This window comes from Kitasatospora sp. NPDC096204 (assembly GCF_044763205.1).
Taxonomy (GTDB): domain Bacteria; phylum Actinomycetota; class Actinomycetes; order Streptomycetales; family Streptomycetaceae; genus Kitasatospora.
Genome location: NZ_JBIWFT010000003.1, coordinates 41,525 through 62,423, shown reverse-complemented (window position 1 = coordinate 62,423; position 20,899 = coordinate 41,525). Strand labels below are relative to the sequence as shown.

At 72.3% G+C, this 20,899-nt stretch carries 19 protein-coding genes and 1 riboswitch; of the genes, 12 read left to right on the top strand and 7 right to left on the bottom strand.

The window, feature by feature from the left end; all coding sequences use genetic code 11:
• The first annotated feature begins 4 nt into the window (after nt 1-4).
• On the top strand, nt 5-865 hold the full coding sequence (locus tag ACIQ87_RS03770; protein WP_402401053.1) for a DMT family transporter: 861 nt from the start codon (nt 5-7) through the stop codon (nt 863-865).
• A gap of 117 nt (nt 866-982) precedes the next feature.
• Here the strand turns inward: ACIQ87_RS03770 and ACIQ87_RS03765 are convergent, their stop codons facing one another.
• Nucleotides 983-1,762, bottom strand: a complete 780-nt coding sequence (locus ACIQ87_RS03765) for a hypothetical protein (protein WP_402401050.1) — start codon at nt 1,760-1,762, stop codon at nt 983-985.
• A 159-nt stretch (nt 1,763-1,921) separates the two neighbouring features.
• Between ACIQ87_RS03765 and ACIQ87_RS03760 the strand changes: the two genes are divergently transcribed.
• The gene (locus tag ACIQ87_RS03760) at nt 1,922-2,686 is read left to right on the top strand and encodes a class I SAM-dependent methyltransferase (protein WP_402401047.1); all 765 of its coding nucleotides are present in this window, start codon (nt 1,922-1,924) and stop codon (nt 2,684-2,686) included.
• Nucleotides 2,687-2,925: 239 nt separating this feature from the next.
• Here the strand turns inward: ACIQ87_RS03760 and ACIQ87_RS03755 are convergent, their stop codons facing one another.
• Nucleotides 2,926-3,666, bottom strand: a complete 741-nt coding sequence (locus ACIQ87_RS03755) for a TetR/AcrR family transcriptional regulator (RefSeq protein WP_402401045.1) — start codon at nt 3,664-3,666, stop codon at nt 2,926-2,928.
• A 145-nt stretch (nt 3,667-3,811) separates the two neighbouring features.
• Between ACIQ87_RS03755 and ACIQ87_RS03750 the strand changes: the two genes are divergently transcribed.
• On the top strand, nt 3,812-4,405 hold the full coding sequence (locus ACIQ87_RS03750) for an NADPH-dependent FMN reductase (protein WP_402401043.1): 594 nt from the start codon (nt 3,812-3,814) through the stop codon (nt 4,403-4,405).
• Between the two features lie 126 nt (nt 4,406-4,531).
• Here ACIQ87_RS03750 and ACIQ87_RS03745 read toward each other — a convergent pair whose 3' ends face one another.
• The 4 genes from ACIQ87_RS03745 to gcvT all read right to left on the bottom strand — a co-directional run bounded on the left by ACIQ87_RS03745 (nt 4,532) and on the right by gcvT (nt 9,024).
• The gene (locus ACIQ87_RS03745; RefSeq protein ID WP_402401040.1) at nt 4,532-5,899 is read right to left on the bottom strand and encodes an L-serine ammonia-lyase; all 1,368 of its coding nucleotides are present in this window, start codon (nt 5,897-5,899) and stop codon (nt 4,532-4,534) included.
• Between the two features lie 170 nt (nt 5,900-6,069).
• Entirely contained in the window at nt 6,070-7,350 is a 1,281-nt protein-coding gene (gene glyA / locus ACIQ87_RS03740) for a serine hydroxymethyltransferase (protein ID WP_402401037.1), read from the bottom strand.
• A gap of 77 nt (nt 7,351-7,427) precedes the next feature.
• A complete protein-coding gene (gene gcvH, locus ACIQ87_RS03735) occupies nt 7,428-7,802 on the bottom strand; it encodes a glycine cleavage system protein GcvH (RefSeq protein WP_402401034.1) in 375 nt (124 codons plus the stop codon).
• Nucleotides 7,803-7,902: 100 nt separating this feature from the next.
• Nucleotides 7,903-9,024, bottom strand: a complete 1,122-nt coding sequence (gene gcvT, locus ACIQ87_RS03730) for a glycine cleavage system aminomethyltransferase GcvT (RefSeq protein ID WP_402401031.1) — start codon at nt 9,022-9,024, stop codon at nt 7,903-7,905.
• Nucleotides 9,025-9,253: 229 nt separating this feature from the next.
• Nucleotides 9,254-9,355: riboswitch (glycine riboswitch) on the bottom strand.
• A gap of 305 nt (nt 9,356-9,660) precedes the next feature.
• Between gcvT and ACIQ87_RS03725 the strand changes: the two genes are divergently transcribed.
• The 8 genes from ACIQ87_RS03725 (at nt 9,661) to ACIQ87_RS03690 (ending at nt 18,851) form a co-directional block, all read left to right on the top strand.
• On the top strand, nt 9,661-10,464 hold the full coding sequence (locus ACIQ87_RS03725) for an enhanced serine sensitivity protein SseB (RefSeq protein ID WP_402401028.1): 804 nt from the start codon (nt 9,661-9,663) through the stop codon (nt 10,462-10,464).
• Between the two features lie 117 nt (nt 10,465-10,581).
• Nucleotides 10,582-11,505 (top strand): enhanced serine sensitivity protein SseB C-terminal domain-containing protein, encoded by a 924-nt coding sequence (locus ACIQ87_RS03720; RefSeq protein WP_402401025.1) that lies wholly within the window; start codon nt 10,582-10,584, stop codon nt 11,503-11,505.
• Nucleotides 11,506-11,950: 445 nt separating this feature from the next.
• Nucleotides 11,951-12,940 (top strand): ABC transporter permease, encoded by a 990-nt coding sequence (locus tag ACIQ87_RS03715; RefSeq protein ID WP_402401022.1) that lies wholly within the window; start codon nt 11,951-11,953, stop codon nt 12,938-12,940.
• A 90-nt stretch (nt 12,941-13,030) separates the two neighbouring features.
• Nucleotides 13,031-14,794, top strand: a complete 1,764-nt coding sequence (locus ACIQ87_RS03710; protein WP_402401019.1) for an ABC transporter substrate-binding protein — start codon at nt 13,031-13,033, stop codon at nt 14,792-14,794.
• Nucleotides 14,795-14,892: 98 nt separating this feature from the next.
• Nucleotides 14,893-15,903 carry an ABC transporter permease gene (locus ACIQ87_RS03705; RefSeq protein WP_402401016.1) on the top strand — a complete coding sequence of 337 codons (1,011 nt, stop codon included), beginning with the start codon at nt 14,893-14,895 and terminating at the stop codon, nt 15,901-15,903.
• Nucleotides 15,900-16,970: an ABC transporter ATP-binding protein gene (locus tag ACIQ87_RS03700; protein ID WP_402401013.1), complete on the top strand. Its 1,071-nt coding sequence runs from the start codon at nt 15,900-15,902 to the stop codon at nt 16,968-16,970. The genes ACIQ87_RS03705 and ACIQ87_RS03700 overlap by 4 nt, the downstream gene beginning before the upstream one ends.
• A 34-nt stretch (nt 16,971-17,004) precedes the next feature.
• On the top strand, nt 17,005-18,045 hold the full coding sequence (locus ACIQ87_RS03695) for an ABC transporter ATP-binding protein (RefSeq protein WP_402401011.1): 1,041 nt from the start codon (nt 17,005-17,007) through the stop codon (nt 18,043-18,045).
• 146 nt (nt 18,046-18,191) lie between these two features.
• Complete coding sequence (locus ACIQ87_RS03690) at nt 18,192-18,851, top strand: trimeric intracellular cation channel family protein (protein ID WP_402401008.1); 660 nt, start codon at nt 18,192-18,194, stop codon at nt 18,849-18,851.
• Here ACIQ87_RS03690 and ACIQ87_RS03685 read toward each other — a convergent pair.
• Entirely contained in the window at nt 18,757-19,524 is a 768-nt protein-coding gene (locus ACIQ87_RS03685; protein ID WP_402401005.1) for an IclR family transcriptional regulator, read from the bottom strand. The two genes, ACIQ87_RS03690 and ACIQ87_RS03685, sit on opposite strands and share 95 nt — an antisense overlap.
• A 193-nt stretch (nt 19,525-19,717) precedes the next feature.
• On the opposite strand from ACIQ87_RS03685, the gene ACIQ87_RS03680 reads away from it, so the two are divergent.
• Complete coding sequence (locus ACIQ87_RS03680) at nt 19,718-20,899, top strand: cysteine desulfurase family protein (RefSeq protein ID WP_402401002.1); 1,182 nt, start codon at nt 19,718-19,720, stop codon at nt 20,897-20,899.

The following is a 20,899-nucleotide window of genomic DNA, read 5'->3' as shown; positions in this document are numbered from 1 at the left end:
CGCGGTGCCGATCCTGATCGCCGCCGTCCTCTGGGGCACCACCGGGACGGCCGGCTCGCTGGCGCCCTCCGGCGCCCCGGCGGCCGGGATCGGCGCCGCCGGGCTGGTGCTCGGCGGACTGCTGCTGTTCCTCACCGACCGCACCGCCCGGGAGTTGCCCCGGGTGTGCGCACCGCGCGAGCGGTGGCTGCTCGCGGCCGGAGCCGTCGCGGTGGCCGGGTACCCGCTGACCTTCTACCCGGCGGTGAGCCGTACCGGCGTGGCCGTCGCCACCGTGATCGCGCTCGGCAGCGCGCCGGTGTTCACCGGACTGCTCGGCTGGCTCGCCCGGCAGGGCCGGCCCGGCGGGCGATGGGCCGGGGCCACGGCGCTCGCCGTACTCGGCTGCGCGGTGCTCGTCCTGGGCCCCGAACTCGCCGGGCGCGGCACGGCGGTGGACCCGCTGGGCGTGCTGCTGGCGGCGCTCTCGGGGCTCTCGTACGCGGTCTACTCGCTGATCGGCGGACGGCTGATCGCGGCCGGGCACCCCTCGGGCGGGGTGATGGGCGCCATGTTCGGCGGCGGAGCGCTGATCGTCCTGCCGGTGCTCCTCACCGGCGACCTGGCGTGGCTCGCCTCGGCGCGCGGGGCGGGCGTGGTGCTGCACCTCGCGGTGGTCACCACGTTCGTCGCCTACCGGCTGTTCGGCCACGGCCTGCGGCACACCACCGCCCAGACCGCCACCACCCTGACCCTCGCCGAACCGGCCGTCGCCGCCGTCCTCGGCGTGGCCGCCCTCGGCGAGCGCCTCCCCGCCGTCTCCTGGTGCGGCCTCGCCGTCCTGGCCGGAGGCCTGGCCTTCCTGGCGCTCCCGGCACGCCGCTAGCCACCCGCCTCGCGCGGGAAGTCGGACCGGCCGACTTCCCGCGCGGCGTCGTGGTGGGCGGGTTGCGGAGGCGACGTCCGGGCGCGGCGCCTTGGCGGGTGTCGGTGCCGGCGGTCGTCACGATCCCGCCAGGTCGAGGCAGTAGTGGCTGCGGGGCTCCGGTCGCATCGCGCGCGCCAGCTCCGCGACGTGCCGGGCCTGGGCGGCGGACAGGCGCCGCGCCTCCCACAGCAGCACGGCGGCGTCCACAGCCTCCGGCGCCGCCGGCGGGGGCGGCTCGGAGAGTGCGATGCCCGTCACCACGGAGAGGTCGCGGGCGTCGATGCCCAGCAGGGCGGCGAAGTCCATGACCAGGCGCGGTGTCAGCTCCTTGCGGCCGCCGCCGATCGCGCCGTAGGTGGCGGCGGCCAGGTAGCTCGGCGTCACCACCGCGAGGGTCCGCGCCAGGCCGGACAGACTCAGGTTCCGGTGGCGGAGCATGCGGATGACGTTCCCGCCCGGAGTGTCCGAGAGGGGTCCGATCCGCACCGGTTCGAGGAAAGAAGGCCGCTCTTCCTGCGGCAAGGAACGGATGAGCCGCAGGAGTTCGCGTCGACCCGCGGCCGAGAGGTGTACCCCGTCCTGCACGATGGACGGGGCCCACCGTGCGGCCCCGGTGTCCAGCGGCGTCAGCTTGTCCGGGACGGGCGCCCCGGCGAGGACGAACATGTCGACGGTGTGCAGCCCCAACGCGGCGGCGAGTGATCGGAGCAGCCCCGCGCTCGGGGGCACCCCGGCGAGCACCGCCCGGATGTCCGAGGCCTTCACCCCGACACGGTCGGTGAGCTCCGGCACGCCGAGGCCGCGGTTCTCCAGTAACCGGACCAGCATCGCGCCGAATCCACGGGGCTCCGTCATGGCGGCAGCCTAGGCGCTCCCGCAGGATCCGAAGGAGCGGGTCTCCCTGCCCGCAGCCACCCGCCTCGCGCGGGAAGTCGGACCGGCCGACTTCCCGTGCGATGGGGCGAAGCGGTTGTGGGCGGCGGGCCCGTCTGTTGGGCTGGCCGGATGGGACACGTGGAAGAACAGAGCGGACCGCCGACCTACGACCGCATCGGTGTCGGGTACCGGCGGATCCGGCGGCCGGATCCGCGGCTGCACGCGTTGATCGGGGCCGCGCTGCGGGGGGCGCGTACGGTGGTCAACGTCGGGGCGGGGGCTGGGTCGTACGAGCCGGAGGGTGCCGAGGTCACGGCCGTCGATCCGTCGCAGGTCATGCTCGACCAGCACCCCGGGCGGCGGAAGGTCAAGGCTTCGGCCTCGCAACTCCCCTTCCCGGACGGGGCGTTCGATGCGGCGATGGCCGTGCTGACCGTCCACCACTGGCCGGACCCGCGGCAGGGGCTCGCCGAGCTTCGGCGGGTCGCGCGGCGGCAGGTGGTGTTCACCTGGGATCCGGCGCACCGCCCGCAACTGTGGCTGATGGAGGACTACCTGCCGGAGATCCGGGAGCTGGAGGAGAGCCGCTTCACCCCGCTCGCCGAGGTGGTGGAGGCCCTGGACGCCTACACCGTGCTGCCGTTCCCCATCCCGCACGACTTCACCGACGGCTACCAGGCGGCTTACTGGCGGCGGCCCGAGCTCTACCTCGACCGGACCGTCCGGCAGGCCAGTTCGACCTTCGCGACGCTGCCGCCGGAGGTGGTGGAGCCGGCGGTCGAGCGGCTGCGGGCCGACCTCGCCTCGGGGGAGTGGCACCGGCGGTACGCCGACCTGCTCGACCGGGAGGACATGGACTACGGCTACCGCCTGATCGTCGCGGGCGAGCCGGCGGGCGAGTAGGCCGGCGGGTCCGGCTACGGCCGCCGCGCGGGACGTCGGACGGGCCGACTTCCCGTGCGGCGTCGCATGCCGACTCCTTGGGAGCGAGGGCCGGGCCCGGGCCGGTTCGGTTCCGGAGGCAACCTCTCCGCCCGCAGGGGAAGCCGCCATCCCCGTTCGCCGAGCGGGCGACACGTATGCGCACCAATGGGCGCGGCGCCCACGCGGCACCCGCATGGCACCCGCGCCGCGCCGGCCGGTCAGAGGCCGAAGTGGGCGGCGATGCCGTCGAGGACGCAGTCGAGGCCGGTCTCGAACTGCCAGTCGGGGTCGTCCTTGCGGGTGGCCCGGCGGAGGTACTGCTGGTAGTTGGGGTAGCGGCCGGTGCCCATCAGCCAGCTCATCCGGGGGGCCAGGCCGGCCCGGGTCTGGTCGCCGTCGGACCAGCCGCGTTCGCGGCGCAGGGTCGCGAGGGTGATCTCGGTGGTGACCGAGCCGTGGACGTAGCCGGTGACGGTGCGGAACACCGCCATGGTGGTGTCGGCGTCCAGGCCGTGTTCGGCGAGGGCGGCGAACGCGTGCTCGGGGACGGCCAGTTGGTTGGGGCTGAGGGAGAACGGGGTGGCCGCCCGGACGGTCCAGGGGTGGGCCAGGTGCATGGCCCGCAGGTGGACGGCCAGGGTGCGCATGGTGTCCCGCCAGTCCTCGGCGGGGGCGTCGAGCGGGAGCCGGCCGTAGGCGAAGTCGACCATCAGCTCGATGAGTTCGTCCTTGCCGGAGACGTACCGGTAGGCGGCCATCGGGGCGACGCCGAGTTCGGCGGCGAGCCGACGCATGGTGACGGCGTCCAGGCCCTCGGCGTCGGCGATGGCGACCGCGGTCTCGGCGATCCGGTGCGGGGTCAGGGTGGTGCGCGGCGCGGGGGCCGGGCGGGCCAGGCGCTCCCAGAGCGGGACCTGGGTTCTGTCGCTGTCACCACTGGGGGCCTGCTGGGCGGGCATGGGGCGGGCTCCTTCCGGCCGGTATCGCTCTCACCGTAGCACCTCTTGTGTACGCCGTATCCACAGTAGACGGCGTACGCGTCGATGTGTACGTTGTATTCGCCGGATACACCGTGCCCAGTGCCCATCCCGGAGGGGGATCCCCATGTCCACGGAGCAGAACCTGAAGGTCGCCGTCCTCGTCGGCAGCACCCGCGAGGGCCGCTTCGGCCCGGTGGTCGCCGACTGGCTGCTCGGCCACCTCGAAGCGCGCGGCGACCTGACCGCCGACCTGATCGACCTGGTGGAGACCCCGCTGCCCGTCACCTTCCCGTCCTTCGGCGGTGAACTGGCGCCGGGTGACGCCGAGTTGCTGGCGGCCGTGTCGCCCCGACTGGAGGCGGCCGACGCGTTCGTGATCGTCACGCCCGAGTACAACCACAGCTTCCCGGCCCCGCTGAAGAACGCCATCGACTGGCACAACCGGCAGTGGCACGGCAAGCCGGTCGGTTTCGTCTCGTACGGCGGCCTGTCGGGCGGCCTCCGCGCCGTCGAGCAACTCCGCGTGGTGATGGCCGAGTTGAACGCCGCGACGATCCGCAACACGGTCAGCTTCCACAACGCCGCGCAGCGCTTCGACGCCGACGGCAAGGCGGTCGACCCGGCCGCCGACGCGGCCGCCAAGACCATGCTGGACCAGCTCACCTGGTGGGCCCAGGCGTTGCGGGACGCCCGCCGGGCCCGCCCGTTCGCGGCCTGAGCCGGGGAGAGCCCCGAGCGGGCGAGAACCCGGGGAGGATCCAGGGAGAACCCGCGGAGGAACAGGGGAACGCGAAGGCCCCCGGGCGGAGGTGGACTCCGCCCGGGGGCCTTCAGGCAGCCGCGATCAGCACTCGATGACGTTCACGGCGAGGCCGCCGCGCGAGGTCTCCTTGTACTTGATCTTCATGTCGGCGCCGGTCTCCTTCATCGTCTTGATCGCCTTGTCCAGCGAGACGTGGTGCCGCCCGTCGCCGCGCAGCGCCATCCGGGCCGCGGTGACGGCCTTGACCGAGGCCATGCCGTTGCGCTCGATGCAGGGGATCTGGACCAGGCCGCCGACCGGGTCGCAGGTGAGGCCGAGGTTGTGCTCGATGCCGATCTCGGCGGCGTTCTCGACCTGCTCGGGGGTGCCGCCGAGGACCTCGGCGAGGCCGCCCGCGGCCATCGAGCAGGCGGAGCCGACCTCGCCCTGGCAGCCGACCTCGGCGCCGGAGATGGAGGCGTTCTCCTTGAAGAGCATGCCGATGGCGCCGGCCGCGAGGAGGAAGCGGACGATGCCGTCCTCGTCGGCGCCCGGGATGAAGTTCAGGTAGTAGTGCAGGACGGCCGGGATGATCCCGGCGGCGCCGTTGGTCGGCGCGGTGACCACCCGGCGGCCGGAGGCGTTCTCCTCGTTGACCGCCATCGCGTAGAGGGTCACCCACTCCATCGCGTTGGCCGGCCCGATGCCCTCGGCGCGCAGCGTCCGCGCCGCGGCGGCCGCCCGGCGGCGGACCTTCAGCCCGCCCGGCAGGATGCCCTCGCGGGTCATGCCGGCCCGCACGCACTCCTGCATCACGGACCAGATCTCCAGCAGCCCGGTGCGGATCTCCTCCTCGCTGCGCCAGGCCTTCTCGTTCTCCAGCATCAGGCCGGAGATGGACAGCCCGGTCTCCCGGCTGAGCCGCAGCAGCTCGTCACCGGTGCGGAAGGGGTACTTCAGCACGGTGTCGTCGGGCTTGACCCGGTCCGCGCCGATGGCGTCCTCGTCCACCACGAAGCCGCCGCCGACCGAGTAGTAGGTCTTCTCCAGCAGGGTCGAGCCGTCCGCCGCGTACGCCCACAGGGTCATGCCGTTGGCGTGGTACGGCAGCGAGCGGCGGCGGTGCAGGACCAGCTGGGTGTCCGGGTCGAAGTCGATGGTGTGCTCGCCGAGCAGGCTGATCCGCTTCTCGACGATGATCCGCTCGACGTCCTTGTCGGCCTGGTCGACGTCGACGGTGCGGGGCGAGGCGTTCTCCAGGCCCAGCAGGACGGCCTTCGGGGTGCCGTGGCCGTGGCCGGTGGCGCCGAGCGAGCCGTACAGCTCGGCGCGCACGCCGGTGACGCCGTCCAGCAGGCCTTCGGTGCGCAGTCGGCGGGCGAACATCCGGGCGGCGCGCATCGGGCCCACGGTGTGGGAGCTCGACGGGCCGATGCCGATGGAGAAGAGGTCGAAGACGCTGATGGCCACGGGGGACGTCCTTGTCTGGTCTCGTGGAAGGACTTGCAGGCAGGGGAGGGCTGACACGGGACGGGGCACCGCACGCACTGTCCAGTGTGCGCGGTGCCCCGGGGTCCCCAGGTACGCCGGCGGGGTGAGGCCGGTCACCTGATCCTGAGCCCGACCGGGCCCCGGAAGGACTACTCCTGGTTGGCCAGGTTGGGGTACAGCGGGTACTTGTCGGCCAGGGCGGTGACCCGGGCCTTGAGGGCGGCGGCGACGGTCTCGTCGAAGGCGGGCTTGAGCGCCTCGGCGATGATGTCGGCGACCTCGCGGAAGTCCTCGGCCTGGAAGCCGCGGGTGGCCAGGGCCGGGGTGCCGATGCGCAGGCCCGAGGTGACCATCGGCGGGCGCGGGTCGTTCGGGATCGCGTTGCGGTTGACGGTGATGCCGACCTCGTGCAGCCGGTCCTCGGCCTGCTGGCCGTCGAGCTGGCTGTTGCGCAGGTCGACCAGGACCAGGTGGACGTCGGTGCCGCCGGAGAGCACGCTGGCGCCGGCCTCGGCCACGTCGGCCTGGAGCAGGCGCTCGGCGAGGATGCGGGCGCCGTCCAGGGTGCGCTGCTGGCGCTCCTTGAACTCCTCGGAGGCCGCGACCTTGAAGGCGACCGCCTTGCCGGCGATCACGTGCTCCAGCGGGCCGCCCTGCTGGCCGGGGAAGACCGCGGAGTTGATCTTCTTGGCGTACTCGGCCTTGGACAGGATGACGCCGCCGCGCGGGCCGCCCAGGGTCTTGTGGGTGGTGGTGGTGACCACGTCCGCGTAGGGCACCGGGTTCGGGTGCAGCCCGGCGGCCACCAGGCCGGCGAAGTGCGCCATGTCCACCATGAGCAGCGCGCCGACCTCGTCGGCGATCCGCCGGAACGCGGCGAAGTCGAGCTGGCGCGGGTAGGCCGACCAGCCGGCGATGATCAGCTTCGGCTGGTGCTCCTTGGCGAGGCGCTCGACCTCGGCCATGTCGACCTGGCCGGTCTTCTCGTCCACGTGGTACGCGGCCACGTTGTAGAGCTTGCCGGAGAAGTTGATCTTCATGCCGTGGGTCAGGTGGCCACCGTGGGCCAGGCTCAGGCCCAGGATGGTGTCGCCCGGCTGGATCAGCGCGAACATCGCGGCGGCGTTGGCCTGCGCGCCGGAGTGCGGCTGGACGTTGGCGTGCTCGGCGCCGAACAGGGCCTTGATGCGGTCGATCGCGATCTGCTCGACCACGTCGACGTGCTCGCAGCCGCCGTAGTAGCGGCGGCCGGGGTAGCCCTCCGCGTACTTGTTGGTGAGGACCGAACCCTGCGCCTCCATGACCGCCACCGGGGCGAAGTTCTCGGAGGCGATCATCTCCAGGGTGGTCTGCTGGCGGTGCAGCTCGGCGTCGACCGCGGCGGCGATCTCCGGGTCGAGGGCGTGCAGGGACTGGTTGAGAACCGTCATGGTGTGGTCTTCCCGGTGGAGGAGAGCGGAGGGACGGTGGGGCGGGCCGGCGAGCGGCCCGCCCGGTCACGGGCTGGTCAGCCGCCGATGAGGGCGGTGTACTCGTCCGCGCTGAGCAGCGTGTCGGTGGCCTCGACGCGCACCTTGAACAGCCAGGCGCTCCCGAACGGGTCCGCGTTCACGGAGGCCGGGTCGTCGATGACGTCCTGGTTGATCTCGGTGACCTCGCCGGTCGCCGGGGAGAACAGGTCGCTGACCGACTTGGTGGACTCCAGCTCGCCGCAGGTCTCACCGGCGGTCACGGTGTCGCCGACCGCGGGCAGCTGCACGTAGACGATGTCACCGAGCGCGGTGGCGGCGTGCTCGGTGATGCCGACCGTGGAGACACCGTCCTCGGCGGCCGTCAGCCACTCGTGCTCCTTGGTGTACTGCAGGTGCTGGGGGTTGCTCATGGCGTCATTCTCCAGGATGGGAAGCGGGCACGACGAAGCGGGCCGCCGCGCGGACGGCTGCGACGTGCGTGAATGGGAAAAACGGGGGCGGGACGAAGGCTCAGCGGGCGCGCTTGTAGAACGGAAGCGCCACGACCTGGACGGGCTCGTGCTTGCCGCGGACGTCCACCGCGACGGTGGTGCCGGGCTCCGCGTGGGCGGCGTCGACGTAGGCCATCGCGATCGGCTGCCCGAGCGTCGGGGACGGCGCGCCGGAGGTGATCCGGCCGATCGGCTCGCCCTCGGTGGAGACCACGGTGTACTCGGCGCGCGGCACCCGCTTGCCCTCGGAGACCAGGCCGACCAGCTTCTTCGGCGGGTTGGTCTCGGCCGCGGCGGCGGCCTGCTCCAGCGCCTTGCGGCCGACGAAGGCGCCCTCGTTGGTGGTCTTGTCGAAGCGGACGACCCGGCCCAGGCCGGCGTCGAACGGGGTGAGCTCGGTGGACAGCTCGTGCCCGTACAGCGGCATGCCGGCCTCCAGGCGCAGCGTGTCGCGGCAGGACAGGCCGCACGGGATCAGGCCGTGGCCCTCGCCGGCGGCGGTCAGCGCCTGCCAGACCGGCTCGGCGTCGACCGGGTGGCAGAAGATCTCGAAGCCGTCCTCGCCGGTGTAGCCGGTACGGGCGAGCAGCACGTCGCGGCCGGCCACCTGGGCCGGGAGGATCGCGTAGTACTTCAGGCCGGGCAGGTCGGCGTCGGTGGTCTTCGCCAGGATGCCGGTGGCCTCCGGGCCCTGGACGGCGATCAGCGCGTAGGTGTCGCGGTCGTCGGTGACGACGGCGTCGAAGCCCTTGGCGCGGGCGATCAGCTCGTCGAGGACCAGCTGGGCGTTCGAGGCGTTGGCGACGACCAGGAAGGCGTCCTCGCGCAGGCGGTAGACGATCAGGTCGTCCAGGATGCCGCCGTCCTCGGCGCAGATCATGGTGTAGCGGGCGCGCAGCACGCCGAGCGCGGAGACGAAGCCGACCAGCGCGTGGTCCAGCATCTCACCGGCCTGCGGGCCGGTGACGGTGATCTCGCCCATGTGCGAGAGGTCGAACAGGCCGGCCTTGGTGCGGACGGCGAGGTGCTCCTCGCGCTCGCTGCCGTAGCGCAGCGGCATGTCCCAGCCGGCGAAGTCGGTCATGGTCGCGCCGAGGGCGCGGTGCAGCGCGTCGAGCGCGGTCAGGCGGAGGGACGACATGGCCAGGAACTCCTCGGTCGGGGCACTCAGGGGTGCACGCGCCGGACCGGACCCGCTCGGGGGCCGACCCTGCGCGCGGGCATGCGGCGGCGTGGGTCTCCCCATCTGTCGTCGAACCTGAGAGCTTCACCGCCCGCCGCCCGCAGCCGTTTCCAGCTTGGGGGACAGCAGGGCGGCTTGCACCGTGGGTGGGCGCACGACAGGGCCGTGCGCCGCTTTCCAGATGTGCCTAACCCGTGCGGTAGGGGTGCCTGAGAGATTCCGGGGAGGACTTGCTCCTTCGGCGCCGGCTGTGCCTGAACGGCACTCCGGGCTCTCCCGCGCGGGTTCGAGCGGCCGGTGTGGAGTTGTGGGGGCCCGCGGCGCATGCCGTCGGACGGGCACATCATGGCACGTCCCGGGCGACGAGGGGAGGGGGGACCCGGTCACACCGCACGGCGCGCGAAGGCGGGGCCCGGGGCGCGTCCCGAGGACGAGCCCCGGGGTGCACCCGAACGCGAGCTCCGAGGGCCACCCGCACGAGCTCCGAGGGCCACCCGAACACGAGCCCTAAAGAGGAAGGCCCCGGGGCCCTAGACTGCTGCGCGTCGGCGCAGCAGTGGGCGGCCGACCGGCAGAGGGCGGAATCGGCGGCGCATGGGGTACCCGGTGGAGCAGCAGCAGGGGTGGGGCGGACCGGAGGAGGCGCCGGCGGGCGGCTCCTGGCCGGCCAACGAGCTGGAGCAGGTGCTGACCGCGGCCCTGGGGGACCCGGGCGCGACGCCGCGGGTGATCGAGGTACTGGCGCGCAGCCAGGTGTGGGTGCCGCTGCCGGCCGGGGCCGACCCGCAGGGGCAGTCGCTGGACCTGCCGACCATCGAGCTGGGCGGCGACCCGTACGTGCCGGTGTTCTCCTCGCAGGAGGTGTTCCTCCAGCAGGCGCCGGGGATGGCCTTCGCGATCGCGCCGGTGTGGGAGCTCGCCCGCGGGCTGCCGCTGGGCCTGGGCATCGCGGTGAACCCGGAGGCGGCGGTGGGCATTCCGGTGCCGCCGCAGGGGGTCGCCGAGCTGCGCCGCGGCCCGCGCGCGGACCGCTGGGAGGGCGCCGGCGACGCGTCGGAGCCGACCGGCGGGCGGGTGGCGCTGCGCGAGCCGGTGCCGGGCGAGGACCCGGAGCACTTCCTGGCCGCCTGCCGGAGCGAGCTGTCGGCGCTGCCCGGGGTGCTGACCGCCCGCAGGGCGCTGGCCAGCATCGAGGGCGAGCCGACCGTGATGTTCGTGGGTGTCCAGCTGGACCCGGTGGCCCCGGCCGATCCGGCCGCGGTGAACGAGGCACTCGGGCGAGCCCTGGGAACCGCGCCGCTGCCCGGCGGCGTCCACCTCGTACTGCTCGACCTCGCCGACGACCCGGTGGTCGAGTGGCTGCTCACCCGGGTACAGCCGTTCTACGCGCGGGTCTGAGCGGGGTCAGTGTCAAAGGCACGTCGCCGTGGCGGTGGCCGGTGCCGCGCCATAGGGTGCGTGCAGACGGCCGACGGGTCGGCGGGTTGAAAGAAAGAGGCGCGGCGAGGTGGGCGCATGAGTGCGGGAACGGGAGCGGGCGGTGTGCCGGGGCCCTGGGGCCAGGCACCGGCCGGGCGCCCGGGAGCTGATCCCGGCGCGTTGGAGCGCGCCCTGCGCGACGTCGCGCCGGAGCGCTACGACGCGTACGAGCGGCTGCTGCACGCGCTGGCGGACGGTCAGGTCTGGATGCTGCTGTGGCACGGCACGCCGGGCAGCCCGGACGCCCAGTACGGGAACATGGAGATCAGCGGCCACGGCTACGCGCCGGCCGTCACCTCGTCCGAGCAGCTGACCGCCTCCGGCTGGGCGCGGGCCCACGAGGTGGTCTCGGGACGGGAGATCGCGGCCTCGCTGTACCGCACCCGCTGGGGCCTGTGGCTCAACCCGCACGCGCCCGGCGGCGGTGTCGGGGTGCCCTGGGCGGACCTCCGGCGGATCGCCGCGGGCCTGGACCGGCTGCCGGCCGGGCCGTTGAAGCTGAGCGAGCCGCAGCTGAACGCCCAGCCGTTCTTCGCCCTGCTGGAGCGGCAGGCCGTCGAGGTGCGCCCGGTGCGGGCGCTGCGCCGGGCCTGGGTGCAGCCCGCGGTGGGGGAGCCGTACCTGGCCATCGGCCTTGACCTGTACGAGAGTTCGCCGCCGGCCGTGGAGGCGGTGCGGGCGCTGATGCAGCGCGCGATCGCGGTGGCCCCGGAGGGGCTCGCGGTGTCCACGGTGGCGATGTCGGACGAGTACGACCCGGTGGCGCTGTGGATGCGCGCCAACGCGCGGCCGTTCTTCGACCGGGAGGCGGGGCGTCCGCCGACCGGCCCGTACCCGCCGGTGCCCCCGCCGCCGTACCCCGGGCAGTCGATGCCGGGCTATGCGTACGGCACTCAGCCGCCGGCCCAGGGCTGGCAGCAGCAGCCGCAGCGGCCGTGGCCCGGCTACCCCGGGCGCTGATCCCCAAAACCCATTCCACGAAGCCGACTTGATTGTCCATCAAGTCGGCTTCGATGCTTTCCGGACGAATTTCCGGATGTGTGCTCCGGTCATCTTGACATGGCAGTTACAGCCATGTGAAGAGGTATATGCCGAAGATCGGGGAGGTGCATGTGCGCAGATCACAGTTGGGCATCTGTCGGTTGGCAGGGCTGGCGCAAGCCAGTTCGGATGGCAGAGAGTTCTGCGCAACGCACCGCGCGTGCTGGAACCCCACAAAGGTGAGCGCGCACGCCGACAGTCCCGCCCACGCGACGCCCATCCCGCGTGGTGGCAGTGCCCGTGCACCACGCACTGCCGTCAAGACCGCTCCTCCACAGCACTTCCGCACGTCCGCAGCCGCACCGCCGAAGCCGGCGACCGGCACCCGTGGGCCGGCCACCGTCGGCGAGGGGACCAACTGACCATGACCGCATCCGTGACCACCGCCGGGAACGAACCGGAGGCACCAGCCGCCGAGAGCCCGGCCAAGAAGATCGAGGGCCGCTCCCTCGGCCAGATCGCCTGGACCCGCTTCAAGCGGGACAAGGCCGCCGTCGCCGGCGGCGTCGTGGTGATCCTGCTGATCCTGCTCGCCCTGCTGGCGAAGCCGATCGAGTCGTTGTTCGGGCTCGACCCGGACGCCCTCAACCAGGACCTCCTGGACGCCGACCTCGGCGGTCTGCCGTTCGGCGACTGGGGCGGCATGAGCATGGACCACCCGCTCGGCGTCGACCCGCTGCAGGGCCGTGACCTGCTCACCCGCGTCATCGAGGGCTCCTGGGTCTCCCTGTTGGTCGCCTTCGGCGCGACCGTGCTCTCCAACACCATCGGCACCGTGCTCGGCATCATGGCCGGCTACTACGGCGGTTGGGTCGACACCGTGATCAGCCGGGTGATGGACGTCTTCCTGGCGTTCCCGCTGCTGCTGTTCGCCATCGCGATCTCGACCTCGCTCCAGGGCGGGGCGTTCGGCCTGCACGGCCTGCCGCTGCACATCCTGGTGCTGATCTTCGTGATCGGCTTCTTCAACTGGCCCTACATGGGCCGGATCGTGCGCGGCCAGACGCTCTCGCTGCGCGAGCGCGAGTTCGTCCACGCGGCCCGCAGCCTCGGTGCCCGCGGCCCGTTCATCCTGTTCAAGGAGCTGCTGCCCAACCTGGTCGGTCCGATCCTGGTCTACTCGACCCTGCTGATCCCGACCAACATCCTCTTCGAGGCCGGGCTGAGCTTCCTCGGCGTCGGCATCCAGCCCCCGCAGGCCTCCTGGGGCGGGATGCTCCAGGACGCGATCCGGTACTACCAGGTGGACCCCCAGTACATGGTGGTCCCCGGCCTGGCGATCTTCGTCACCGTGCTCGCCTTCAACCTGCTCGGCGACGGCCTGCGCGACGCCCTCGATCCCAAGAGCAACTGACCGAGCGTCATCGAACGGCCCTGAACGATCGACTGACCTCGCGTCAGGACCCTCCACCGCCTCCACATCCCCAAGGGGTTGATCTCACCCATGCGTAGGTCCCGTACCGTCGCCCTGACCGCGGCGGCTGCCGCCGCGGTCCTGGTCGTGACCGGTTGCACCAGCTCGTCGAAGGACGGCGGCTCCTCCTCGGCCTCCGGCTCCGCCGGGGGCGGCGCCAACGCGGCCACCAAGAGCATCGTCAACGCCTCGGACAAGAAGGGCGGGACGGTGACCTTCGAGATGAAGGGCACCCCGGACTCGCTCGACCCGGGCAACACGTACTACGCGTACATCTACAACTTCTCGCGTCTGTACGCCCGTTCGCTGACCACCTTCAACCCGGCACCGGGCGAGGAGGGCAACAAGCTCGTCCCGGACCTCGCCGAGTCGGAGGGCAAGCCGAGCGCGGACGGCCTGACCTGGACGTACAAGCTGCGCGCGGGCCTGAAGTACGACGACGGCACCCCGATCACCTCGAAGGACGTCAAGTACGCCGTCGAGCGCTCCAACTTCACGGACGTGCTCACCAACGGCCCGACGTACTTCCGCAACCTGCTGGTGGACAACCCGACGCCGTACCAGGGTCCGTTCAAGGACAAGGAGGGCGGCCTCAACTCGATCGAGACGCCCGACGACCTCACCGTCGTCTTCCACCTCCAGCACCCGTTCGCGGACTTCGACTACCTGGTCGCCACCCCGCAGACCGCGCCGGTCCCGCAGGCGAAGGACACCGGCGCCGACTACGTCAAGCACATCGTGTCCTCGGGCTCCTACAAGTTCGAGTCCTACGAGGACGGCAAGCAGGCCGTCCTGGTGCCGAACCCCAACTGGGACAAGAGCACCGACCCGATCCGCAAGCAGCTCGGCGACAAGATCGTGCTCCGGTTCAACATCGACCAGGCCACCATCGACAAGGACCTGCTGGCCGGCAACGCCCAGGTCGACCTCGGCGGTGGCGGCGTCGACCCGCAGACCCAGGCGCAGATCCTCCAGGACCCGAAGCTCAAGGCCAACACGGACAACGCCTACGGCGGCCGCCTGGTCTACCTGGCGATCAACTCCAAGCTCGCGCCGTTCGACAACGTCGAGTGCCGCAAGGCGGTCCAGTACGCGGTCGACAAGGTCTCGGTGCAGACCGCCCTGGGCGGCCCGATCCGCGGCCAGGTCGCCAACTCGGTGCTCCCGCCGGACATCCCGGGCCACCAGGACTTCAACACCTTCGAGACCAAGGACAACAAGGGTGACGAGGCCAAGGCCAAGGACGCCCTGAAGGCCTGCGGCAAGGAGGGCGGCTTCAACACCGTCATCTCCGCCCGCACCGAGCGCGCCACCGAGATCGCCGGCGCGACCTCGATCCAGGCGGCGCTGAAGAAGGTCGGCATCAACGCCGAGATCCAGCAGTACCCGTCGTCCAAGTACCTGACCGACAACGCCGGTTCGCCGAAGTTCGCGGCGGACCACAACATCGGCCTGATGATGATGCAGTGGGGCGCCGACTGGCCGACCGGCTACGGCTTCCTCCAGCAGATCGTCGACGGCCGCGCGGTCAAGGACACCGGCAACAACAACCTGGGCCAGCTGAACGACCCGGCGGTCAACAAGCTGATCGACGACGCCGCCGTCAACTCGGACAAGGCGGCCCGCGAGAAGATCTACGCGGACATCGACAAGAAGGTCATGGACTCGGCGGTCTACGTCCCGCTGACCTACTTCAAGGTCTTCCTGTACCGCCCGTCCAACGCCACCAACCTGGCCTCCACGTCGGCGTTCTCGGGTCAGTACGACTACCTGAACATCGGCACCACCAAGTAAGAGCCTGGCTCCGCATCCCTGAAGGCAGGTGAAGGCAGCGGCGCCCGCCGCCGTCCGGAAGACCCCGGACGGCGGCGGGCCGCCGGAGCCGCCCAACTGTGTTTGCCTACATCATCCGCAGGATCCTCGCGGCCCTGGTGCTGCTACTGGTCGTCAGCGCCGTCACCTTCGCGATCTTCTTCCTGCTCCCGCGCATCGCCGGTGAGACGGCCGACCAACTGGCCGCCCAGTTCATCGGGAAGAGCCCGTCCCCCGAGACGATCGCGGCGGTCAAGCAGAACCTCGGCCTCGACCAGCCGCTGTACGCCCAGTACTGGAAGTTCCTCAAGGGCCTGGTCGCCGGCGCCGAGTACAACTTCGGGCCGGAACCGGCCACCTGCCACGTGCCCTGCTTCGGCTACTCCTTCAAGAACCACCTCGAAGTCTGGCCCGAGCTGTCCAAGCGGATCCCGACGACCATCTCGCTCGCCGCCGGCGCGGCCGTGCTCTGGCTGGTCTCCGGCGTCGCCACCGGCGTCGTCTCCGCCCTGAAGCCGAAGTCGATCTTCGACCGGCTCTCCATGGGCATCGCGCTCGCCGGCGTCTCGCTGCCGGTCTTCTTCACCGGCGCGCTGCTGCTCACGCTGTTCAGCTACGAGTGGCCGATCCTGGACAACCTGCAGTACGTGGACTTCACGGACAACCCGCTGATGTGGGCCCGCAACCTGATCCTGCCGTGGATCTCGCTGGCCTTCCTCTACTCCGCGCTCTACGCCCGGCTCACCCGCGCCGGGATGCTGGAGACGATGAGCGAGGACTACATCCGCACCGCCCGGGCCAAGGGCCTGGCCGAGGGCAAGGTCGTCGCCCGGCACGGGCTGCGCGCCGCGCTCACCCCGATCGTCACGATCTTCGGCATGGACCTCGGGCTGCTGCTCGGCGGCGCGCTGATCACCGAGCAGGTGTTCTCGCTCCAGGGCGTCGGCCAGTTCGCCGTCCAGGCGATCACCGACAACGACCTGCCCAAGATCCTCGGCGTCACCCTGCTCGCCGCCTTCTTCATCGTCGTCTGCAACCTCGTGGTCGACCTCCTGTACGCGCTCGTCGACCCCCGGGTGAGGATCTCGTGACCGACCTCCAGAAGACCCCGGCGGACACCGCGCAGGGCCCGTCCGGCGACCCCTTCCTCTCCGTGCGCGACCTGCGGATCCACTTCGACACCGACGACGGCCTGGTCCGCTCGGTGGACGGGGTCAGTTTCGACCTGCACAAGGGGCGCACCCTCGGCATCGTCGGCGAGTCCGGCTCCGGCAAGTCCGTCACCTCGCTGGGCATCATGGGCCTGCACCGCTCCAAGCGGGCCCGGATCAGCGGCGAGATCCGGCTGAACGGCGAGGACCTGATCGCGGCCGGCCCGGACCGGGTGCGCCAACTGCGCGGCCGCGAACTGGCGATGATCTTCCAGGACCCGCTGACCGCGATGCACCCCTACTACACGGTGGGGCAGCAGATCGTCGAGGCCTACCGGGTGCACCACCCCCAGGCCTCCAAGAAGCAGGCCAGGGCCCGCGCCGTCGAGATGCTCGACCGGGTCGGCATCCCGCAGCCCGACCGCCGGGTGGACGACTACCCGCACCAGTTCTCCGGCGGCATGCGCCAGCGCGCGATGATCGCCATGGCGCTGGTCAACGACCCCTCGCTGCTGATCGCCGACGAGCCCACCACCGCCCTGGACGTCACCGTCCAGGCGCAGATCCTGGACCTCATCCGCGACCTCCAGGAGGAGTTCGGCTCCGCCGTCATCATCATCACCCACGACCTCGGGGTGGTCGCCGAACTGGCCGACGACATCCTGGTCATGTACGGCGGCAAGTGCGTCGAGCGCGGCCCGGCCGAGACCCTCTTCGACGCTCCCGAACACCCCTACACCTGGGGCCTGCTGGGCTCGATGCCGCGACTGGACCGGGAGCTCCAGGACCGCCTGGTGCCGGTCAAGGGCACCCCGCCCAGCCTGATCAACGTGCCGTCCGGCTGCGCGTTCCACCCGCGCTGCCCGTACGCCGCCCTGACCGACGGGCGCTCCACGAGCGAGGTCCCGGTGCTGGCCGAGGCCGCGCCCGGGCACTTCGCGGCCTGCCACCTGGCGGCCGGCGAGCGGCACCGCATCTTCGCCGAAGAGATCGCGCCCCGGCTGTGAGCCCGGCCTCGTACCACCTTTCTGGAGAGAACCGATGACGGACACTCAGGCCGCTTCGATCCCGTCGCCGACCCCCGCCCCCGGCCGCGAGCCGCTGCTGAAGGTGGCCGGTCTGACCCGGCACTTCCCGATCCGCAGCGGGCTGATGCTGCGCCAGACCGGCGCGGTGCGGGCCGTCGACGGCATCGACTTCACGGTCAACGCCGGCGAGACCCTGGGCGTCGTGGGCGAGTCCGGCTGCGGCAAGTCGACCATGGGCCGACTCGTCACCCGGCTCGACGAACCGACCGGCGGGACCATCGAGTTCGAGGGCACCGACATCACCCACCTGGGCGCCGGGGCGATGCGGCCGCTGCGCCGCGACATCCAGATGATCTTCCAGGACCCGTACTCCTCGCTGAACCCCCGGCACACCGTCGGCACCATCGTCGGCGCGCCGTTCAGGCTCCAGGACGCGGTGCCGGAGGGCGGACTCAAGAAGGCCGTCCAGGAGCTGCTGGACCTGTGCGGGCTCAGCCCCGAGCACTACAACCGCTACCCGCACGAGTTCTCCGGCGGCCAGCGCCAGCGCATCGGCATCGCCCGGGCGCTCGCCCTGAAGCCGAAGATGATCGTCGCGGACGAGCCGGTCTCCGCGCTGGACGTCTCGATCCAGGCGCAGGTGGTCAACCTGCTGGACGACCTCCAGGCGGAGCTCGGGCTGACCTACCTGATCATCGCGCACGACCTCTCGGTGGTCCGGCACGTCTCGGACCGGGTCGCGGTGATGTACCTCGGCAAGATCGTGGAGATCGCCGACCGGGACTCGCTCTACCGCAGCCCGAAGCACCCGTACACCACCGCGCTGATGTCCGCCGTGCCCGTCCCCGACCCGCGCCGCCGCCAGCGCGCGGGCCGCGAGCGGATCCTGCTCAAGGGCGACGTCCCCTCGCCGATCAACCCGCCCAGCGGCTGCCGCTTCCGCACCCGGTGCTGGAAGGCGCAGGACGTGTGCGCGAGCCAGGAGCCGCCGCTGGTGACGCTTGGGACCGGGCACCAGGTGGCGTGCCACTTCCCGGAGAACGCTCCGGCCTGAGGCCCCGGTTGTTCCGGCCTGAGGCCCCGGTTCGAAAGAGGCCGCCCACCCGGGTTCCCGGGCCGGGCGGCCTCTTCGTCGAGACGTGCGTATCCGGATCATGAGCGCCAACCGGAGCACTCCGGGACATCGGGTACACATGGACGGTGACATCCCAGCTCTTCCCGTCCGACGTGCAGCAGTCGCTGGACCTCGTCGGCATCTTCGTCTTCGCCCTCTCCGGGGGCCTGCTCGCCGTCCGCAAGAACATGGACATCTTCGGAATCTGTGTACTGGCCGAGGCCACCGCCCTCGGCGGCGGGGTGATGCGCGACCTGGTCATCGGCGCGACCCCGGTCGCCGCGTTCACCAACCTCGGCTACTTCCTGACCCCGCTCGCCGCCGGACTGGTGGTGTTCTTCCTGCACCCGGAGGTCGAGCGGATCAACCGGGCCGTGCAGACCCTGGACGCGCTCGGGCTCGGGCTGTTCTGCGTGACCGGCACCGCCAAGGCGCACGACTACGGCCTCGGCGCGGTCGCGGCGATCGCGCTCGGCATGGTGACCGCGGCCGGCGGCGGCGTGATCCGCGACGTCCTGGCCGGGGAGATCCCCTCGCTGCTGCGCTGGGACCGCGAGATCTACGCCGTCCCGGCCCTGGTCGGCGCCACCGTGGTCGCGCTGCTGATCGGCGCGAACCGGCTCACCGGCGTGACCGGCACCGCGGCCGCGCTCACCGCCTTCGGGCTGCGGATGCTCGCGCTGAAGTACGGCTGGCGTGCCCCGCGGGCGTGGCACCGCAACGGTTCTCGCACCAGCGAGGAGTAGGCGAGCCGCCGTACGCGAGCGAGATCGCCTCGGCGGTGCAGAGCAGTTCCGGCACCATCCGGGCCAGTTCGGCCGGCGGCACCTCGCTCGCCGGGGCGCTCAGCGCGCAGGCCGCCACCGTCCGCCCACCGCTGCCCGCGACCGGCGCGGCCACGCAGGTCACCGGCTCCCGGTGCTCGAAGGACTCGGCCGCCCAGCCCCGGCGGCGCACCGCCGCCAGCTCGGGCTCCTCGCGCTCGCCGTCCGCGGACAGGCCGGCGAGCAGCACCCGGCCGACCGCCGTCCCGTCGACCGGGGCCCGGCGCCCGATCCGGGACGGCTCGGCACCCGGCGGCCCGGCCACCTCGTCCAGGTAGAGCACCTCGCCGTCGTGCAGCACGGCCAGCCTGACGGTGTAGCCGCAGCGGGCGTTGAGCGCGGCCAGGTACGGCGCGGCGACCTGCCGGACGTCGAAGTCCTCCAGCGCGCGGTGGGCCAGGGAGAGCACCCGGCCGCCGATCCGGTAGCGCCGGTCCGGCTGGCGGCGGGCGAAGCCGTGCTCCTCCAGGGTGCGCAGCAGCCGCAGGGCGGTGGACTTGTGCACCCCGAGGCTGCTGGCTGCCTGCTCCAGCGAGAGCGGCGCGTCGCCGAGTGCGTCGAGCAGGGTCAGCGCGCGGTCGACCGACTGCGACATGGCGTTTCCCGTGGATCCGGCTGACTGGTGGCGTCAGGCTAACCGCTGGGTGGCGCAGTGGTGCAAACCCGTGCCGGACGCGGCCGTCCGGCAGCGGTGCGCCGGCCCCGGCCAGGGGCGTTCGCGGCCGGTGGCCTGATCGGTCCGTAGGGCTGGAGGAGCGCGCCACGGGGCGCTCTACAATCGGATGGTTATGCCATACCTGGACCATGCGGCGACCACGCCGATGCTGCCCGAGGCGATCGCCGCGATGACGGCGCACCTGGGGGTGGTCGGCAACGCCTCGGCCCTGCACGCGGCCGGCCGCCGGGCCCGCCGGGTGGTCGAGGAGTCCCGGGAATCGCTGGCCGATTCGCTGGGCGCCCGCCCCAGCGAGATCGTGTTCACCGGCGGCGGCACCGAGTCCGACAACCTGGCGGTCAAGGGCCTGTACTGGGCCCGCCGGGACGCCGACCCGGCCCGCACCCGGGTGCTGTGCAGCCCGGTCGAGCACCACGCGGTGCTGGACGCGGTGCACTGGCTCTCCGAGCACGAGGGCGCCGACGTCGAGTACCTGCCGGTGGACGAGTACGGGCGGGTGCACCCCGAGGCGCTGCGCGAGGCGATCGAACGGGATCCGGCCGCCGTGGCGCTGGTCACCGTGATGTGGGCCAACAACGAGGTCGGCACCGTCCAGCCGGTGCGCGAACTGACCGCCGTGGCGGCCGAGTACGGCATCCCGGTGCACGCCGACGCGGTGCAGGCGCTCGGTCAGGTCCCGGTCTCCTTCGCCGAGTCCGGCCTCACCGCGCTCACCGTCACCGGGCACAAGATCGGCGGCCCGTTCGGCATCGGCGCGCTGCTGCTCTCCCGGGGCGCCTCGCCCGTACCGCTGCTGCACGGCGGCGGGCAGGAGCGCGACGTGCGCTCCGGCACCCTGGACGCCCCCGGCGCGGCCGGCTTCGCGGCCGCCGCGGCGCTCGCCGTGGAGCGGCGGGCCGAGCACGCCGTCACGCTGGGCGCGCTGCGCGACGAGCTGGTGGCCTCGGTGCTGGCCGCCGTCCCGGACGCGATCCTCAACGGCGACCCGACGGCCGAGGGCCGGCTGCCCGCCAACGCGCACTTCTCCTTCCCCGGCTGCGAGGGCGACGCGCTGCTGATGCTGCTGGACGCCCAGGGCATCGAGTGCTCCACCGGCTCGGCCTGCTCGGCCGGGGTGCCGCAGCCCAGCCACGTGCTGCTCGCGATGGGCGTCGACCCGCTGCTGGCGCGCGCCTCGCTGCGGTTCTCGCTCGGGCACACCTCGGTGCGGGAGGACGTCACGGCGCTGGCGCAGGCCATCGGGCCCGCGGTGCAGCGGGCGCGCAACGCGGGGCTGGCCTCGGTCCGGCGGTAG